Source organism: uncultured Ralstonia sp., assembly GCA_913056305.1.
Taxonomy (GTDB): domain Bacteria; phylum Pseudomonadota; class Gammaproteobacteria; order Burkholderiales; family Burkholderiaceae; genus Ralstonia.
Map to the genome: position 1 here is coordinate 1 of CAJXMR010000093.1, position 16552 is coordinate 16552.

At 67.2% G+C, this 16552-nt stretch carries 17 protein-coding genes; 10 read left to right on the forward strand and 7 right to left on the reverse strand.

Annotated elements, in window-relative coordinates:
• On the reverse strand, positions 1-1279 hold a 1279-nt coding region (locus tag QZ609_RS15135), incomplete at its 3' end, for a sugar ABC transporter ATP-binding protein (protein ID WP_295496359.1).
• Positions 1280-1399: 120 nt separating this feature from the next.
• Positions 1400-2380 (reverse strand): ABC transporter substrate-binding protein, encoded by a 981-nt coding sequence (locus tag QZ609_RS15140; RefSeq protein ID WP_295496362.1) that lies wholly within the window; start codon positions 2378-2380, stop codon positions 1400-1402.
• Between the two features lie 397 nt (positions 2381-2777).
• Here QZ609_RS15140 and QZ609_RS15145 point away from each other — a divergent pair, with 397 nt between their 5' ends.
• The 6 genes from QZ609_RS15145 to QZ609_RS15170 all read left to right on the forward strand — a co-directional run bounded on the left by QZ609_RS15145 (position 2778) and on the right by QZ609_RS15170 (position 7881).
• Positions 2778-3566, forward strand: coding sequence for a GntR family transcriptional regulator (locus QZ609_RS15145; RefSeq protein WP_295496364.1), 789 nt, complete (start codon positions 2778-2780; stop codon positions 3564-3566).
• Positions 3563-5296, forward strand: a complete 1734-nt coding sequence (locus QZ609_RS15150; protein ID WP_295496367.1) for a fumarate reductase/succinate dehydrogenase flavoprotein subunit — start codon at positions 3563-3565, stop codon at positions 5294-5296. The genes QZ609_RS15145 and QZ609_RS15150 overlap by 4 nt, the downstream gene beginning before the upstream one ends.
• Positions 5297-5298: 2 nt before the next feature.
• The gene (locus QZ609_RS15155) at positions 5299-5544 is read left to right on the forward strand and encodes a ferredoxin family protein (protein WP_295496369.1); all 246 of its coding nucleotides are present in this window, start codon (positions 5299-5301) and stop codon (positions 5542-5544) included.
• Between the two features lie 7 nt (positions 5545-5551).
• Positions 5552-6511 carry a HEAT repeat domain-containing protein gene (locus tag QZ609_RS15160; RefSeq protein ID WP_295496371.1) on the forward strand — a complete coding sequence of 320 codons (960 nt, stop codon included), beginning with the start codon at positions 5552-5554 and terminating at the stop codon, positions 6509-6511.
• Entirely contained in the window at positions 6498-6791 is a 294-nt protein-coding gene (locus tag QZ609_RS15165; RefSeq protein WP_295496373.1) for a gamma-butyrobetaine hydroxylase-like domain-containing protein, read from the forward strand. The genes QZ609_RS15160 and QZ609_RS15165 overlap by 14 nt, the downstream gene beginning before the upstream one ends.
• 97 nt (positions 6792-6888) lie before the next feature.
• Positions 6889-7881 carry an aliphatic sulfonate ABC transporter substrate-binding protein gene (locus QZ609_RS15170; protein WP_295496376.1) on the forward strand — a complete coding sequence of 331 codons (993 nt, stop codon included), beginning with the start codon at positions 6889-6891 and terminating at the stop codon, positions 7879-7881.
• 91 nt (positions 7882-7972) lie between these two features.
• Here QZ609_RS15170 and QZ609_RS15175 read toward each other — a convergent pair whose 3' ends face one another.
• Positions 7973-8548, reverse strand: coding sequence for a YbhB/YbcL family Raf kinase inhibitor-like protein (locus tag QZ609_RS15175; RefSeq protein WP_295496379.1), 576 nt, complete (start codon positions 8546-8548; stop codon positions 7973-7975).
• Positions 8549-8781: 233 nt separating this feature from the next.
• Between QZ609_RS15175 and QZ609_RS15180 the strand changes: the two genes are divergently transcribed.
• Positions 8782-9333, forward strand: coding sequence for a YggT family protein (locus QZ609_RS15180; protein WP_295496381.1), 552 nt, complete (start codon positions 8782-8784; stop codon positions 9331-9333).
• A gap of 42 nt (positions 9334-9375) precedes the next feature.
• Here the strand turns inward: QZ609_RS15180 and QZ609_RS15185 are convergent, their stop codons facing one another.
• Positions 9376-10323, reverse strand: coding sequence for a LysR substrate-binding domain-containing protein (locus tag QZ609_RS15185; RefSeq protein WP_295496383.1), 948 nt, complete (start codon positions 10321-10323; stop codon positions 9376-9378).
• Positions 10324-10440: 117 nt separating this feature from the next.
• On the opposite strand from QZ609_RS15185, the gene QZ609_RS15190 reads away from it, so the two are divergent.
• Together QZ609_RS15190 and QZ609_RS15195 are read left to right on the forward strand one after the other, a co-directional pair.
• Complete coding sequence (locus tag QZ609_RS15190) at positions 10441-11604, forward strand: M20 aminoacylase family protein (protein WP_295496386.1); 1164 nt, start codon at positions 10441-10443, stop codon at positions 11602-11604.
• A 61-nt stretch (positions 11605-11665) separates the two neighbouring features.
• Positions 11666-12976 carry an MFS transporter gene (locus tag QZ609_RS15195; protein WP_295496389.1) on the forward strand — a complete coding sequence of 437 codons (1311 nt, stop codon included), beginning with the start codon at positions 11666-11668 and terminating at the stop codon, positions 12974-12976.
• Positions 12977-13003: 27 nt separating this feature from the next.
• On the opposite strand, the gene QZ609_RS15200 is transcribed toward QZ609_RS15195, so the two are convergent.
• Complete coding sequence (locus QZ609_RS15200) at positions 13004-13972, reverse strand: helix-turn-helix domain-containing protein (RefSeq protein WP_295496392.1); 969 nt, start codon at positions 13970-13972, stop codon at positions 13004-13006.
• 146 nt (positions 13973-14118) lie between these two features.
• Here QZ609_RS15200 and QZ609_RS15205 point away from each other — a divergent pair, with 146 nt between their 5' ends.
• Positions 14119-14778, forward strand: a complete 660-nt coding sequence (locus QZ609_RS15205) for a cysteine hydrolase family protein (protein WP_295496394.1) — start codon at positions 14119-14121, stop codon at positions 14776-14778.
• 79 nt (positions 14779-14857) lie between these two features.
• Here the strand turns inward: QZ609_RS15205 and QZ609_RS15210 are convergent, their stop codons facing one another.
• Complete coding sequence (locus tag QZ609_RS15210) at positions 14858-15289, reverse strand: hypothetical protein (RefSeq protein WP_295496400.1); 432 nt, start codon at positions 15287-15289, stop codon at positions 14858-14860.
• Positions 15290-15566: 277 nt separating this feature from the next.
• Positions 15567-16552 (reverse strand): nucleobase:cation symporter-2 family protein (locus QZ609_RS15215; protein WP_295496397.1); only part of this gene is annotated, 986 nt, incomplete at its 5' end.

Below are 16552 nucleotides of genomic sequence, written 5' to 3' on the forward strand. Positions count from 1 at the left end.
TGGCCGGGTCGGTCGCCAGCCAGCGCGCCAGCACGGCCTTCTGCTGGTTGCCGCCGGAGAGCTGGCCGATGGGCTTCTCCGCATCCGGCGTCTTGATGCCGAGCTGGGCGATGTACTGATCGGCGATTTCGCGTTGGCGTTTCTTCGGCAGCGTGCGGAACAGGCCGCGCTTGGCCTGCAGCGCCAGGATGATGTTCTCGCGGATCGACAGCTCGGCGACGATGCCCTCGGTCTTGCGGTCTTCCGGGCACAGGCCGATGCCCTGGCGGATCGCGTCACGCGGGGAGCGGAACTGGTGCGCCTGCCCGTTGATCTCGATCGAGCCGGCGTCGTTGCGGTCGATGCCGAACAGCAGCCGGGCGGTCTCGGTGCGGCCGGAGCCCAGCAGCCCGCCCAGGCCCAGCACCTGGCCGGGGCGGATGTCCAGATCGAGCGGCTGCACCACGCCACGGCGGCCCACGCCGCGCGCGGTGAGGAAGGCCGGGGCGGTGTCATCGGCGGGTTGCGCGTCGGTGCGCTCGAAGCGGCTGGCATCGATCTCCCGCCCCACCATCTTGTTGATCAGCGTGAGTTGCGGCAGGTCGGCGGCGGCGTATTCGCCTTCCAGCCGGCCGTTGCGCAGCACGGTGATGCGGTCGGCAATCGCATAGGTCTGGTCGAGAAAATGCGTGACGAACAGCACCGCCATGCCCTTGGCCTTGAGCGTGCGGATCGCGGCAAACAGGCGCGCGACCTCTTCATCGTCGAGGCTGGAGGTGGGCTCATCCAGGATCAGGATGCGCGCCTCGGTCGAGAGCGCACGGGCAATCGCCACCATCTGCTGGATGGCGACCGGGTAGAGCGACAGCGGCAGCGTCACGTCCAGATGGATGTTCAGATCGGCCAGCAGTTGTTCCGCTGCCTGGTTGGCCGCGCGCCAGTCGATGCTGCCCAGGCGCATCGGAAAGCGGCCGATGTGGATGTTCTCCGCCACCGAGAGATTGGGGCAGAGGTTGACCTCCTGATACACCGTGCTGATACCGAGCTGTTGCGCATCCAGCGGCGAGGCCGGGGCGATGGGCTCCTCGCCCAGCCGGATCTCGCCGGCATCGGGCGCCTCCACGCCGGTGAGCACTTTGATCAGCGTCGATTTGCCGGCGCCGTTCTGGCCCATCAAGGCATGGACTTCACCCGCAAACAGGCGGAAATCCACCCCGGCCAGCGCCTGCACGCCGGGGAAGGCTTTGGAGATGCCCCGCATCTGCAGCAGCGGGGCGGTGTGGTGAGTGTTGTCCGGCATGGAGGGTCCCCTGTTGTTTTTGTTCATGCCAGCAGGGCGGGCTGGCCGCTGCACGCGCGAAGACTTTGCGCGCAGCGGCCAGCCCGCCCTACCGCCTACTCAAGGAGGTGCCTGCGGACCTCAATACTTCCGGTTCGGAAACTCCTTGGCCGCCACATCCATCGGGAAGATGCCTTCCTTGGTCACGATGCGCTTGGGCACCGTCTTGCCGGCCAGCACGGCGCGTGCGGTGTCCATCAGTTGCGGGCCCAGCAGCGGGCTGCATTCGACGGTGACGTTGAGCTTGCCGGCCATCATGGCCTCGAACGCGCCCTTCACGCCGTCGATGGAGACGATGACGATGTCCTTGCCCGGCTTGAGGCCGGCTTCCTCAATGGCCTGGATCGCGCCGATCGCCATGTCGTCGTTGTGGGCGAACAGGACGTTGATCTTCTTGCCCTCGGCCTTCAGGAAGGCCTCCATCACCTCCTTGCCCTTGGCGCGGGTGAAGTCGCCGGTTTGCGAGCGGATGATCTTGTAGTGCGGGTCGGTCTTGATCACCTCTTCAAAGCCGCGCTTGCGGTCGATGGCCGGCGCGGAGCCGACGGTGCCCTGCAGCTCGACGATGTTCACATCGCCCTTGCCCTTGGTGTTGTCGAGCAACCAGCGGCCGGCCTTGCGGCCCTCTTCGGTGAAGTCCGAGCCGATAAACGAGACGTAGAGCGACGGGTCTTTGCTGTCGATGCCCCGATCGGTCAGGATCACCGGAATCTTGGCGGCCTTGGCCTCTTGCAGCACGGTATCCCAGCCGGATTCGACCACCGGCGAGAACGCAATCACATCGACCTTCTGCGCGATATAGGAGCGGATCGCCTTGATCTGGTTTTCCTGCTTCTGCTGCGCATCGGAAAACTTGAGATTCACGCCCTGCTCTTTGGCGGTGGATTTGATCGATTCGGAATTGGCGGTACGCCATTCGCTTTCGGCGCCCACTTGAGCAAACCCCAGGGTGAACGCCTTGTCGGCCGCGTGGGCGCTCAGGCTGGTCGCCAGCAGCAGGCCGGCGGTGGTCAACAGGGTCAGTACGGTACGTCTGGCGCTGGCAGCGCTCGTTTTTTGCATCGTCTCTCTCCTTATGGTGGAAGACGGCCCCATACGACAACCGACGACCAGGGCCGCGCACATGTTTTTCAGCAAACGGGGCAGCCGATGGCGCACCGCAACCGCATTGCCTGTCATTTGTGCTGAGTCATGTTATGGACAGGCTGACATGACCGTCTAATGCTTTTTCCGGCCGGACTGATATCGATTTCTGTATCAGTCTTGGCGCGATGGGTCGTTCGGGATACGTGCGCGTGCCTGCGCCGTGCGCTGACGCCATCACGGCGGTCCCAAGCGTTGGCGCGCCGAGCATGGCGCCAGACGCAAAAACCGCAGAACCATATCGAAAAACCTTCGTTCCACCGGCAACGCCGGCTTTTTAGACTTGGCGCACTTGTTATGACGAGTTCGCGCCCAGATGACGACCTCCCCTCCCTCCCCTCGCCTGCAGGCGCCCCCGCTCTATGAGCGGATCAAGGGTGCGCTGCGCGAGACCATCCTCAGCGGCCACTACGCGCCGGACACGCTGCTGCCATCCGAGGCGGCGCTGTGCGCGCAGTTCGGTGCCAGCCGCATCACCGTGCGCCAGGCGCTGGCCGATCTGCAGAACGAAGGGCTGATCTTCCGCCGGCACGGCAAGGGCACGTTCGTCAGTCGCCCCAAGATCTTCCAGAACGTGACGGCGCTGCAGGGCTTTGCAGAGGCGATGTCGACGCAAGGCCATGCCATCCGCAACCGCGTGCTGCGGATGGAGACGGTGCCCGCGCCCGCCGATGTGGCGCAGGCGCTGCAACTGGCGCCAGGCACGCCCGTCACCGAATTGCATCGCGTGCGGCTGCTCGATCGCGCGCCGGTCTCGCTGGAAGTGACGTGGCTGCCGGAAGCGCTCGGTTGCATCGTTGCCCGGGCGGATCTGGTGACGCGCGATGTGTTTCTGGTGCTGGAACAGGACGCTGGTGTGGCGCTCGGCCATGCCACGCTCGCCATCGACGCCGCGCTGGCGGACCACGCCACGGCCGCTGCGCTCGACACCGGCGCGGGTGCGCCCGTCCTGCGCGTTGAACGCCTCACGCACGACGCGCACGGCACCCCCATCGACTTCGAGCGCCTCACCTTCCGCGGCGATGCCTTCCAGTACCGGCTGCGGCTGGACCGGCAGGTGGCCGCATCTGCGCAATCCATCCTCCCCTCGCAGGAACGCACATGAACACGCTGGAACTGGAATACGACCTCGTCGTCGTGGGCGGCGGCACCGCCGGCCCGATGGCTGCCATCAAGGCAAAGGAGCGCAACCCCGCGCTACGCGTGCTGCTGATCGACAAGGCCCACGTGAAGCGCAGCGGCGCCATCTCGATGGGCATGGACGGGCTGAACAACGCGGTCATCCCCGGTCATGCCACGCCGGAGCAATACACGCGCGAGATCACGCTCGCCAATGACGGCATCGTCGATCAATCGGCCGTGTATGCGTATGCGCAGCACAGCTTCGCCACCATCGAGCAGCTCGACCGCTGGGGCGTGAAGTTCGAGAAGGATGAGACGGGCGACTACGCCGTCAAGAAGGTCCATCACATGGGCAGCTACGTGCTGCCAATGCCGGAGGGGCACGACATCAAGAAGGTCTTGTATCGGCAGCTCAAGCGCGCGCGGGTGGAGATCACCAACCGTATCGTCGTCACGCGCGTGCTGACCGATGCCGATGGCGCAGCCTGCGGCGTGCTCGGCTTCGATTGCCGCACTGCCGATTTTCTGGTCGTGCGTGCAAAGGCTGTCGTGCTCAGTTGCGGCGCGGCCGGGCGCCTCGGCCTGCCCGCCTCCGGCTACCTGATGGGCACCTACGAGAACCCCACCAACGCCGGCGACGGCTATGCAATGGCGTACCACGCAGGGGCCGAACTCGCCAACCTGGAATGCTTCCAGATCAACCCCCTCATCAAGGACTACAACGGCCCCGCGTGCGCTTACGTGACTGGCCCGCTGGGCGGCTTCACAGCCAACGCGCGCGGCGAGCGCTTCATCCAGTGCGACTACTGGAGCGGCCAGATGATGTGGGAGTTCTACCAGGAGCTACAGGGCGGCAAGGGCCCGGTCTTCCTCAAGCTCGACCATCTAGCGGAAGAAACCATCCAGACCATCGAGACCATCCTGCACACCAACGAGCGCCCAAGCCGCGGCCGCTTCCACGCCGGGCGCGGCACGGATTACCGCACGCAGATGGTGGAGATGCACATCTCCGAGATCGGCTTCTGCAGCGGGCACAGCGCCTCGGGCGTGTACGTGAATGCGCGTGCGGAGACGACCGTTCCCGGTTTGTACTCCGCTGGGGACATGGCCGCCGTACCGCACAACTACATGCTGGGCGCGTTCACCTACGGCTGGTTTGCCGGGCAGAACGCAGCGGACTACATCGCCGGCCGGCAAGGCACCGCGCAGGTGGATGACGAGCAGATCACCCGTGAGCGCGTGCGCATCTTCGCGCCGCTGCAACGCGACCACGGCCTCGCACCGGCGCAGGTGGAATACAAGCTGCGCCGCATGGTCAACGACTACCTGCAACCGCCTAAGGTCACGCGCAAGATGGAGATCGGCCTGCGCCGCTTCGACGAGATTGCCGAAGACATCACCCACCTGCATGCGCGTAACCCGCACGAGCTGATGCGCGCGATGGAGGTCAGCTTCATCCGTGATTGCGCAGAGATGGCCGCGCGCGCATCGCTGTTCCGCACCGAGAGCCGCTGGGGCCTGTACCACCACCGCGTCGACCACCCCGAGCGCGACGACGCCAACTGGTTCTGCCACACGCGCCTCTACAAGGACGCCCACGGCGCCATGGCCAGCCGCAAGCAGGCCGTCGAGCCCTACGTCATCCCCGTCGACGTGCAAGGTGTCGGGAAGGCCAATTCCTACGCGCACCTGCGCATTCCGCAAGCCGCCTGATCATGCCCTATACACCCCACGACATCGCCTCGCGCAGCAGCGCGCCCGTCACCATCGACGAAGCCAAGTGCATTGCCGACAAGGGCTGCACGGTATGCGTCGACGTCTGCCCGCTCGACCTGCTCGCTATCGACCTGAGCAAGGGCAAAGCCTTCATGCAGTTTGACGAATGCTGGTACTGCATGCCCTGCGAGCAGGACTGCCCGACCGGTGCCGTCAAGGTCGACATCCCCTACCTGCTGCGCTGAGGCCGCGATGACAACACCTATCCTCACCCGCCTGCGCGACGCCGATGCCGCCACGCGCCGCGTCGCCCTGCTGCAGTTGGCCGATGATGAAGACGCCGATGCGCTGCCCGAGGTGATCGCGCTGCTGGCCGATGACCCATCGCCCGACGTGCGCCTGGAAGCCGCGCGCATCCTGGCGACATGGGAGCAGCCCGACACCGTGGCCGCCCTCGCCCGTGCATTGGAAGACACCGATGCCGCCGTGCGCGAAGCGGCAGCGCTTGGCCTCGGTGACCTGAAATCGGCGGACTCGGCACCCGCCCTGCTGCCCTACGTCAGCCACGCCGATGCCTCCGTACGCGCCGCCGCCTTGCGCGGCCTGCGCGAGCTGCGCGTGCCCGCAAGCGAGGCGCCCGCCTTGGCCGCGCTGCATGACCCCAACGCCGCCGTGCGCCGCGAAGCCGTGGCCGTGCTCGGCTGGCGCAAGCATGTGGCTGCGCTGCCCGCCTTGGCCGAACGCGCACGCGACGACGCCGATGCGGAAGTGCGCCGCGCCGCCGCCGGTGCGCTGGGGCTGGCGAGCGATGCCTCCGTCCTGCCCGCGTTGCTCGACGCCCTGCGCGACCCCGTCTGGCGCGTGCGCGAAGAAAGTGCCGCGACGCTCGGCAAGTTGCGCGCATTGGCACCTGAAGCCGGCGTCACGCACGCGCTGGTCGAGGCGCTGGCAGACGACTACTGGCAAATCCGCCTGCAAGCTGCCCGCGCGCTCGGCCGCTGGCGCACGGCGCAGGCCGTCGAAGCGCTCGCCGCGTTGCTCGCGCACCCAATCAGCAACTTGCGCAAGGAAGCCGCGCTCGCGCTGGGCGAGATCGGCGATGCGGCCGCCCTGCCCGCCTTGCGCATCGCTGCATCCGACGGCGATCCGGAAGTCGTCAAGGCCGTGCGCATTGCACTGGCGCAGCTTGGGGATGCGCATGCACGCGCCTGAGCGGATCCACAACGACCTCGCGCAAGGCCGGCTGCATGTGGCCTGGGCGGACCGGGCGGCCTCGCTCGATCACGCAACGCTGCGCAACGCCTGCCGCTGTGCCGAATGCCAGTCACGCCGGCGCAGCGGCTTGACGGTGGACGCGCCACCCGACGTGCGCGTCACGGCCTTCGGCCCGACCGGCTACGGCGTACAGCTCGTCTTCAGCGATGGGCATGCGCGCGGCATCTTTCCGTGGGCGTATCTCGCGTCGCTGGCCCAACGCATGCCGGCCTGGTGACGCCGCTGCATCTATGCACATGCAATCTTGTTCGTTCCTTCGCGTGCGGGCGGTCCGTAGCATCGACCGCATCGATACCCACAACGCAGGAGGCATCATGCAAGCGCAGTCGCCCCAACACACCCCGCCGTCCGGCCGACGTCGCTGGATCGCCACGCTGTTCGGGGCTGGCCTCGCGCTCTGCACCGGCATGGCGTTTGCCGCAGACCCTGCCGGCACGGTGCGCATCGGCTTCCAGAAGGCCGGCCTGCTGGCCGTGCTGAAGGCGCAAGGCTCGCTCGACAAGCCACTGGCCGACCTCGGCTACAAGATCGAGTGGAAGGAATTCCCCGCCGGCCCGCAACTGCTGGAGGCGCTCAACGCCGGCAGCATCGATTTCGGCTATACCGGCGCGCCGCCCGCGGTGTTCGCGCAGGCCGCCGGCGCGCGTCTGGTGTACGTTGGCGCCGAACCGGGCGGCAAGACCAACGAGGCACTGTTCGTGCTCGACAGCTCGCCGGCGCACAGCGTGGCGGACTTGAAGGGCAAGCGCATCGCACTGCAGAAGGGCTCCAGCTCCAACTACCTGCTGGTGCAACTGCTCAAGCGCGCCAACCTGACGGTGCAGGACGTCCTGCCGATCTACCTGCCGCCAGCCGAAGCGCGCGCCGCCTTTGAAAGCGGCGCGGTAGACGCCTGGGTGGTGTGGGACCCGTACTACGCGCTCGCGCAGAAGGCACTGAAGACCCGCACGCTGGGCGACTTCAGCGCGCTGCCGATCTTCAATTTCTACGAGGCGACGCCGGATTTCGTGAAGACGCAGCCGCGCGCGGTCAATGCCATCCTGGCGCAGCTGCGCACAAGCGGCCTGTGGGTCAACCAGCATCCGCGGGAGACTGCCGCACTGCTCGCGCCCAGGCTCGGCATCGAGCAACCGGTGGTCGAAACCTGGCTGCGGCGCGTGCCTTACGGCGCCACGCCGGTCACGCCCGAGATTGTGGCGTCACAACAGCAGATTGCCGACCAGTTCCTCCAGCAGAAGCTGATTCCCAAACCGGTGAACGTGCAGGGCGCGGTCTGGCAGGCGAGCTTTCCGGTGGCGGCCAACTGAGGGCGTAGCCGACGCCAATCCGCGCCGCACCAGCGGATGGCCTGCATGCGCAGCCATCCGCCTATTCGCGCATCCCGCGCATCCCGCTGGTTTAGAAATTCCCGAAGCGGCCCACCCACGCGGCGGTGCCCTTGCTGTGGCCCTTGAGCGCGGCGTCCAGCTCGGCGCGCGTGAGCCCGGCGGGCAGCGCATCGGGCACCAGATCGGTGGCGATCAGCACGAACACGTAGTGGTGCATGCCCGAGCCCTTGGGCGGGCACGGCCCGAGGTATTGCGGCTTGCCGGTGGTGTTCTGGCCCATGCGCAGGTCATTGCCGGTGCCCGCGCCCTCGAGCAACGCGGTCTGCGTGGGAGAGATGCCGTACGCCATCCAATGATTCACGCCCTGGCCGCCGGCGCCCTGCGGGTCGCTCACGATCAGCGCCAGGCTGGTGGTGCCGGCCGGCACGTCGGACCAGGCCAGCGCCGGCGAGACGTTGTCGCCGGTGCAGTTCGGGTTGGCGGGGTTCTTGCCGGCGTACTTGCGGTCCATGACGCCGCCGTCGGCAAAGGCGGGGGACTGGATGATGAACGTGCCGGCCTGGGCGTGCACCTGGGGCACGCCTGATACCAGCGCCAGCGGGAACAGCGCGGCGCCAAGCAGGCTACGCAATCGACGTTGCTTCACGAGGGTTCTCCTTGCCATGGAGGGAAGTGAGTCGCGCATGCCTGCCGCGACGCATGCTGCACCCCCAGGACGATACGCCAACCACGGTGTCAAGTCTTGCGGCGCCAGCCCACCGTGTCAGGCGCCGCCCTCGCTCAGGCTGCGGCCAGACTCCCATGCGACAATACGCGGCCCGGCCGGGCGTCGTTCGCCCACCGGTTTTTGCGCCACCTGACCATAGGAGATCCGGACGCATGTTCGGCGACATCACGCGTTTCCTGCTCGACACGATCTTCACGCTGTTCGGCGCCGCGCTGCTCTTGCGCGCCTGGACGCAAGCGGTGCGGCTGTCGCCGCGTAACCCGCTGTCACAGGCCATCTTCCAGCTCACGGGCTGGCTGGTGCACCCGTTGCGCCGCGTGATTCCCGCCACGGGTTATATCGACTGGGCATCGCTGGTGGCCACCTACCTGACGGCACTGGTCTACCTGGTGCTGCTGGTCAGCACGATCGGCATCAGCCCGCTCGGCCTGCTGCCGTTCGGCTTCCTGGGTGCGGTGTTCATTGCACTGAAGTGGGCGTTCAATGTGCTGGTGTGGGTCACGCTGGTCTCGGCCGTCCTGTCCTGGGTGGCGCCGCACTCGCCCATGGGCGCAGTGCTGGGTGCGCTGGTCGATCCGCTGCTGCGCCCCATCCGCCGCGTGCTGCCGCCGCTGGGCGGGCTGGATCTGTCGCCGCTGGTGCTGCTGGTGGTGGCGCAGGTGGTGGTGATTGCGCTGTCGCACGCGTATCCGCTGTTCATGTAACCGCCAAGCCGCGCGCGGCGTGCCCTGGTGGCCGCCGCCGCGCTACGCCATGAATTCGATGGCGTGAAACAGCCGCCGCCGCTCCGGATCACGCGAGCGGGCCCCCTCGGCAATCTCTTCATGCAGGCACGCCAGAAAGCATTCCGCTACCGGGGTGAGCGGCGCATCGCGCCGCGAGGTGACCACCACCTGCGTCTCTTCGATCGACTCCTCCAGCGGTAGCGCGTCCAGTGCCCCCTTGACGAGCGCCGTCTCCACCAGCGGCCACGGAAACACGCTCAGCATGTCGGTGCGCGGCAGCAGGCCAAGCGCGATCGTCAATGAATGCGCCAGGTGGATGCGGCGCGGGACAGGCACGCCGCGCCGCGTAAACATGTGTGCCGCGATCTCATCGGCGCTGCCCGGGTCCCAATTCAGCAACCATTCGGCGTCGGTCAGCGCCGCCAGCGCGCGGCTGCCGGCCAGTGGATGCCCCGGCCGCGCCACCACCGCCGAGGCCGTGGAGAACAGCGGCTGGGTATGAAACTCGGTGTGCGTGCCCGAGGGCGGCTTGCCGATCGAGAAGTCGAGACTGCCGTCGCGCAGCCTGGGCGTCACCACGGCCAGCAGCCCTTCAAACAGTTCGAGCTGGATGTCCGGCATGCGCGCGTGAAAGCGGCGCACGGTATCGGGCAGGAAGGTGAGCGCGATCCACGGCGTGACCCCGATCGACAGCCGCCCGCGCGCCGCACCGCGCAGCGCTTCGATCTCGGCCTGCGCGCGCGCCAGCTGCGTGCGCACCAGCCGCGCATGCACGACCAGCGCCTGGCCGAATTCGGTAAACGTGATCCCAGCCGTACTACGCACCACCAGCGGCACCTTCAGGTCGGCTTCCAGCTCGCGCACGGCCTTGGTGAGCGCAGCCGGTGATACATCGAGCGCCCGCGCTGCCGCGCGGATGCTGCCGGCCTCGGCAATCGCGGCCAGGGTGTTGAGTTGGTGCAGCTTCATGGAAACCCAGGGTTAACGTGAGGCAACCAATGGTTGCCAACGTAACGAGTGTACGTCTGCCGCATCCGGATCGCCGCGCCTATGCTGTGCCGACCGTTTTTCTCACGAAGGCACCCCATGACCAACGCGATCCTCCCCCCGGGCGTAGCGGCTGAAATGATCGAGCTGCGCCGCCGCATCCACGCGCATCCCGAACTCGGCTTTGAAGAATTCGCCACCAGCGATCTGGTGGCCGAACGGCTGGCCGAATGGGGCTACACCGTGCATCGCGGCCTGGGCGGCACCGGGGTGATCGGGCAGCTCAAGCTGGGCGACGGCAAGCGCCGCCTCGGCCTGCGCGCCGACATGGACGCCCTGCCCATCCACGAGAACACCGGCCTGCCCTACGCCAGCACCGTCCCCGGCAAGATGCACGCGTGCGGCCACGACGGCCACACCGCCATGCTGCTCGCTGCGGCGAAGCACCTCGCGCACGAGCGCAGCTTCAACGGCACGCTCAACCTGATCTTCCAGCCGGCCGAAGAGGGCCTGGGCGGCGCCAAGAAGATGCTCGACGACGGCCTGTTCGCGCAGTTCCCGTGCGATGCGGTGTTTGCCATGCACAACATGCCGGGCTTCCCGACGGGCAAGTTCGGCTTCCTGCCGGGGCCGTTCATGGCGTCGTCCGATACGGTCGTCATCGATGTGACGGGCCGTGGCGGTCATGGCGCCATGCCGCACAAGGCGGTCGACCCGGTGGTGGTGTGCGCGCAGATCGTGCTGGCGCTGCAGACCATCGTCTCGCGCAACGTGCCGCCGCTGGAGATGGCCATCATCACCGTCGGCGCCATCCACGCGGGCGACGCGCCCAACGTGATTCCGGAGAAGGCACAGATGCGCCTGTCGGTGCGCGCGCTCAAACCCGAGGTGCGCGACCTGCTGCAGACCCGCATCACCGAGGTGGCCCGCGCGCAGGCCGCCGTCTACGGTGCGCATGCCGAGGTCGATTACCAGCGCCGCTATCCGGTGCTCGTCAACGACGCGCAGATGACGGCCTTCGCCAAACAGGTCGCGCTGGACTGGGTGGGCGCGGACAACCTGCTGCCCGACATGCAGCCACTCACCGGCAGCGAAGATTTCGCCTTCCTGCTGGAGCGCTGCGCCGGCAGCTACCTGATCATCGGCAATGGCGATGGGGAAGGCGGCTGCATGGTCCACAACCCCGGCTACGACTTCAACGACGCGTGCCTGCCGACGGGTGCGTCGTACTGGGTGCAGCTCGCGCACGCGTTCCTGGCCTGACACGGGCGGCACTGCGCGCAATCGCACAGACGAGCGCGCGACAAAACAAGGAGGAGACCCCATGGACGCATCGATCCAAGCCGCCGCATTGCAGGCGGCGCCCACCGCGCGGGTGAGCCGCGCCAAGGCCATTGCCGCCATCACCATCGGCAACGGCCTGGAATTCTTTGACTTCACGGTCTACAGCTTCTTCGCGACCATCATCGCCAAGCTGTATTTCCCGGTTGAAGGGCAGTTGACGCAGCTCATGCTCGCGGTTGGCACGTTTGGCGTGGGCTTCATCATGCGGCCGGTCGGCGGCATCGTGCTGGGCGCCTATGCCGACCGCGCGGGCCGCAAGGCCGGCATGAGCATGACGCTGTGGCTGATGACGATCGGCTCGGCCATCATCGCGTTCGCGCCCACCTATGCGGCGATCGGGCTGGCGGCGCCGGCGCTGATCATCGCCGCGCGGCTGCTGCAGGGCTTTGCGCTCGGCGGCGAGATCGGGGCCTCCACCTCACTGCTGATGGAATACGCGGATGATTCCACGCGCGGCTTCTACGGCAGCTGGCAGTTCGTGAGCCAGGGCTTGAACACGGTGTGCGGCTCGCTGCTGGGCGTGGCGCTGGCGTCCAATCTGCCGGAGGCATCCCTGCACAGCTGGGGCTGGCGCATCCCCTTCATGATCGGCATGTTGATGGGGCCGGTGGCGGTCTATATCCGCCGGCATCTTGAGGAGACCCTGCCCGGCGCCAGCGAGCATGCCGGCGCCGCGGTCGACCACCCGGTCCGCCGCATCTTCTCGCAGCATCTGGGGGCGCTCACCGCCGGCACCATCACCACCATCGGCGGCACGGTGGCCAACTACATCGTGCTGTTCTACCTGTCGACCTACGCGATCCAGATCCTGCATCTGCCGATGTCGCTGGCGCTGTGGGCGTCGTGGGTGGCGGCGGTGGTGACGGTGGTGTGCTCGCCGCTGGCGGGGTCGCTGTCGGATCGTCTCGGCCGCAAGCGCGTGCTGGGCGTCTCGCGCGTGCTGCTGATCCTGGCGATCTATCCGGCGTTCATGCTGATCAACCAGACGCCGACGGTGCCGATGCTGCTGTCAGTCGTGGGCGTGCTGGCGGTGCTGGTCTCGTTCACGGCGGTGCCGAACATCGTGATGCTGCCCGAGCTGTTTCCGCGCGAGATCCGTGCGACGGGCATGTCGCTGGTGTATTGCCTCGGGGTGTCGATCTTCGGCGGCTTTGCGCAGTTCTTCGCGACGTGGCTGATCAAGCTGACGGGCAACAACCTGGCGCCGGCGTGGTATGTGATCGGCTGTGCGGTGGTGTCGCTGCTGCCGCTGCCGTTCATACGCGAGACCGCGCGGCGCAAGCTGGATTGAGGCAAGGCGTGCCGGCGCAGCGCGAGGCTACGTCTGCGCAAACAGCGCGCGATAGGCGCTCGGCGAGGTGTGATACACGCGGCTGAAATGCTGCCGCAACGACACCGCACTGCCGAAGCCCGCGCGCTGCGCAATCGCGTCGATGGGCTGCTGCGTGGTCTCCAGCATGCGCTGCGCGTAAGCCAGGCGCTGGCCGAGCAGCCATTGGCCGACCGTCGTGCCCGTCAGCTCCCGGAAGCGCCGCGTGAAGTTGCGCCGGCTCATGGCGGCACGCGTGGCCAGCGAATCGAGCGTGTGCGGCTCGGCCAGGTTGGCCACCGTCCAGTTGAGCAGATCGGAGAGACGATCGCCGCCCGGCGCATCGTGCAGCGGCTGCTCGATGTATTGCGCCTGCCCGCCCTGCCGGTGCGGCGCCACCACCAGCCGCCGCGCCACGCGGTTGGCGACTTCCGCGCCGTGCCAGCGGCGCACTAGGTGCAGGCAGCAATCGAGGCCGGCGGCGGTGCCGGCGGAGGTCACCAGCCGGCCATCATCGGCATCCAGGTACAGCACGTCGGGCACCAGCTTGACGCGCGGGTAGCGGCGCGAGAACGATTCGATCGCGCTCCAGTGCGTGGTCGCCTCGCGGCCGTCGAGCACGCCGGCTTCGGCCAGCACGAACGCGCCCAGGCACAGGCCAACCACCGTGGCCCCGCGCTCATACGCGGCACGCACCGCCTCCACCATCGGCGCGGGCGGCGGCTCATCAGGGTCGCGCCATGACGGCACGATCAACACGTCGGCGTGGGCGGCGTCTTCCAGGGTCAGGTCGGTCTGCACGGCAAAGCCGGCGGTGGTGCGCAGGCCACCTTTCCTGGCCGGCTCCCCCGCGCAGATGCGCAGGCGGTACGACGGCAGCCCCGCCCAGATGCGGTCTTCAAACACCAGGCACGGTACCGAGAGGTGGAACGGGCTGATGTCGTTGAAGGCCAGGACAGCGATTTCAGGGGGTTGCATGGCGCCTCCGCTGGTTTGCCTCGCGTTTGGCCCGATTCCATCGATGATTGTCTTCCGGGCCACTGTCGGGAAGGATAGCCGTCGACGATGATGCTGTCCACGGGCACAACGCAACGTCCGCCCAACCCACCCAGAGGAGCACTGCCATGACTGCAAACGCCACCCCCAAGCGCGCCCTGATCGTGATCGACGTGCAGAACGAATACTTCACTGGCGATCTGCCGATCGAGTACCCGGACCCGCAGCAGACCGTCGCCAATGTCGGCGTTGCCATGGACGCGGCGCGCGCGGCGGGCATTCCGGTGATCGTGGTGCAGCAGACCTCACCCGCCACCTCACCGCTGTTCGCCATCGACACGGACGGCTGGCAGCTACACCCGGTGGTCGCCGCCCGCCCGCATGACCACTACGTGCGCAAGACGCTGCCGAGCGCCTACCCGGAAACCGACCTGGCGCAGTGGCTGCAAGCCAATAGCATCGACACGCTCACGGTGGTCGGCTACATGACGCACAACTGCGATGCCTCGACCATCAACCACGCGCTGCACAACGGCACCGCGGTGGAGTTCCTGCACGATGCGTCGGGCACGGTCTCGTACCGCAACCAGGCCGGCTTCGCGAGCGCGGAAGACATCCACCGTGTCTATAGCGTGGTGCTGCAATCGCGCTTTGCGGCGGTACTGTCGACCCAGGAATGGGTGCACAGCGTGAAGACCGGCGCGGCACCGGTGCGCGACAACATCTACAAGTCCAACCAGCGGGCGCGCGGCCTGCTGCAGGACGAGGTCACGCAGCAGGCTGCGTGATCTGACACGGCCGCAAAAGCAAACACCCCGCGTTATGCGGGGTGTCGTGCTTGGGGCGCGGGCAATCCGACACGCAACCTCAACCGGGCACAGCGCTCTCTTCCGCGGGCAGGAAGGCACGGAAGGACGTCTCGACCTGCTCCACCATCGATACCGATGTGGCCTCGCGCAGCGCGGCAAGCAATGCGTCGAAGGCGCCCTCCACCGCAGCGCGATCCGTTGCCTCCATCAGGCGTACGCGGATCGGGTGTTCGGCCGAACTGAAGGTGCGGGCCGCGATATCCATCAGGTACATCCGCGCGGCGGCCAGCGAACGCTTGCGAGCCGGCACGGCGGGTTTCGGTGCTTCGGGTTGTGCAGCGGCCGGCGGCTCGGTCACCTGCTCGCTGGCAGATCCGGTTGCACGCTGGATCAAGCCGGCCTGCAACAGCGCGAGAACTGCGCCCTCCTCCATGCCAAGCTGACGGGCCCGCACGGTGAGTTCTTCAGCGGTGGCCTGGCCATCCACCATGATCAGCAAGGCACGGCTTGAGCGGCTCAACGCTGCGCTGCGCGTCGCAATTTCCTGGCGCCCGGCCTCTGTCTTCTCAAATCGCCCAACAAGCTCTTGCATGGCTCGCCCCCTTCCCCCAAGACGGGCCCAACCTAAGGCGCTTTATTTGCAGAACCGTGAAACAGGACGCGTTGCGCAACGCAAATACGAAGCAAACGCTTGCGCCGTCTCGAGTGTCGCCAAAGCAAAACACCCCGCCGGAAGCGGGGTGTCTGGTACGGGTGGAATGCGCTAGTCAGTGCGCCGCGGCAGCCGCGCCCTGCATCAATTCCTGTGTGCCGCGAATGCCGTTGAACCACGCATTGAGCAGCACCGCCACCAGCGTGCCCATGACGATGCCGCTGTGGGTGATCGGCCGCGTCCAGTCCGGGAAGTGGTGGAAGAACTGCGGCGCCAGCGTCGGCATCATGCCAAAGCCCACCGACACGGCGATGATCAGCAGGTTATGCCGCTGCTGCTGGAAGTCGACCATACCCAGCATGCGAATGCCGGCGGCCGCCACCATGCCGAACATCACGATGCCCGCGCCGCCCAGCACGTACTGCGGCACCGAGGCCACCACGTAAGACAGCTTCGGGAACAGCCCGAGGATGATCAGCAGCACGCCGCCGGCCGCCGCGACATAGCGCGAGCGCACGCCCGTGATCGACACCAGCCCGATGTTCTGCGAGAACGACGTATGCGGAAACGTGTTGAACACGCCCGCCACCACCGTCGCCAGGCCATCGGCGCGCAGGCCGTTGGTCAGCTCGTTGCGCGAGATGCGCTTGCCCACCACGTGCGACAGCGCGAGGAACATGCCAGTCGATTCCACCAGCGTGATCACCATCACGATGCACATCGACACGATGGCCGACAGCTCGAACTTAGGCGCACCGAAGTAGAACGGCGTGACCAGCGTCACCAGCGGCGCGGCGCCAGCATCGGCCAGCGACACCTTGCCGAAGGCCGCCGCCACCAGCGCGCCCACCACGATGCCCAGCAGCACCGCGATATTGCACAGCAGCGCATTGCCGAACTTGGTCAGCAGCAGGATCGTCACCAACACCAACGCGGCAATGGCCAGACTAAACGGATCGCCAAAGGCCGGGTTGGGCACCATGCGCGTGACGCCACCCACCACCTGCGGAATCATCTGCTGCCCGCCGGCCGCCCAGTTGATGCCAACGCTCAGCAGCGAAAAGCCGATCAGCATGATGACCGTGCCCGTCACCACGCGCG

Excerpts from the sequence above, each read along its gene's own strand:
- QZ609_RS15170 (WP_295496376.1), top strand. The coding sequence starts at position 6,889 with ATGCAAGCGCAGTCGCCCCAACACACCCCGCCGTCCGGCCGACGTCGC.
- QZ609_RS15200 (WP_295496392.1), bottom strand. The coding sequence starts at position 13,972 with ATGCAACCCCCTGAAATCGCTGTCCTGGCCTTCAACGACATCAGCCCG.
- QZ609_RS15190 (WP_295496386.1), top strand. The coding sequence starts at position 10,441 with ATGACCAACGCGATCCTCCCCCCGGGCGTAGCGGCTGAAATGATCGAG.
- QZ609_RS15205 (WP_295496394.1), top strand. The coding sequence starts at position 14,119 with ATGACTGCAAACGCCACCCCCAAGCGCGCCCTGATCGTGATCGACGTG.
- QZ609_RS15210 (WP_295496400.1), bottom strand. The coding sequence starts at position 15,289 with ATGGTGGATGGCCAGGCCACCGCTGAAGAACTCACCGTGCGGGCCCGT.
- QZ609_RS15185 (WP_295496383.1), bottom strand. The coding sequence starts at position 10,323 with ATGAAGCTGCACCAACTCAACACCCTGGCCGCGATTGCCGAGGCCGGC.
- QZ609_RS15140 (WP_295496362.1), bottom strand. The coding sequence starts at position 2,380 with ATGCAAAAAACGAGCGCTGCCAGCGCCAGACGTACCGTACTGACCCTG.
- QZ609_RS15180 (WP_295496381.1), top strand. The coding sequence starts at position 8,782 with ATGTTCGGCGACATCACGCGTTTCCTGCTCGACACGATCTTCACGCTG.
- QZ609_RS15155 (WP_295496369.1), top strand. The coding sequence starts at position 5,299 with ATGCCCTATACACCCCACGACATCGCCTCGCGCAGCAGCGCGCCCGTC.
- QZ609_RS15165 (WP_295496373.1), top strand. The coding sequence starts at position 6,498 with ATGCACGCGCCTGAGCGGATCCACAACGACCTCGCGCAAGGCCGGCTG.
- QZ609_RS15145 (WP_295496364.1), top strand. The coding sequence starts at position 2,778 with ATGACGACCTCCCCTCCCTCCCCTCGCCTGCAGGCGCCCCCGCTCTAT.
- QZ609_RS15150 (WP_295496367.1), top strand. The coding sequence starts at position 3,563 with ATGAACACGCTGGAACTGGAATACGACCTCGTCGTCGTGGGCGGCGGC.
- QZ609_RS15195 (WP_295496389.1), top strand. The coding sequence starts at position 11,666 with ATGGACGCATCGATCCAAGCCGCCGCATTGCAGGCGGCGCCCACCGCG.
- QZ609_RS15160 (WP_295496371.1), top strand. The coding sequence starts at position 5,552 with ATGACAACACCTATCCTCACCCGCCTGCGCGACGCCGATGCCGCCACG.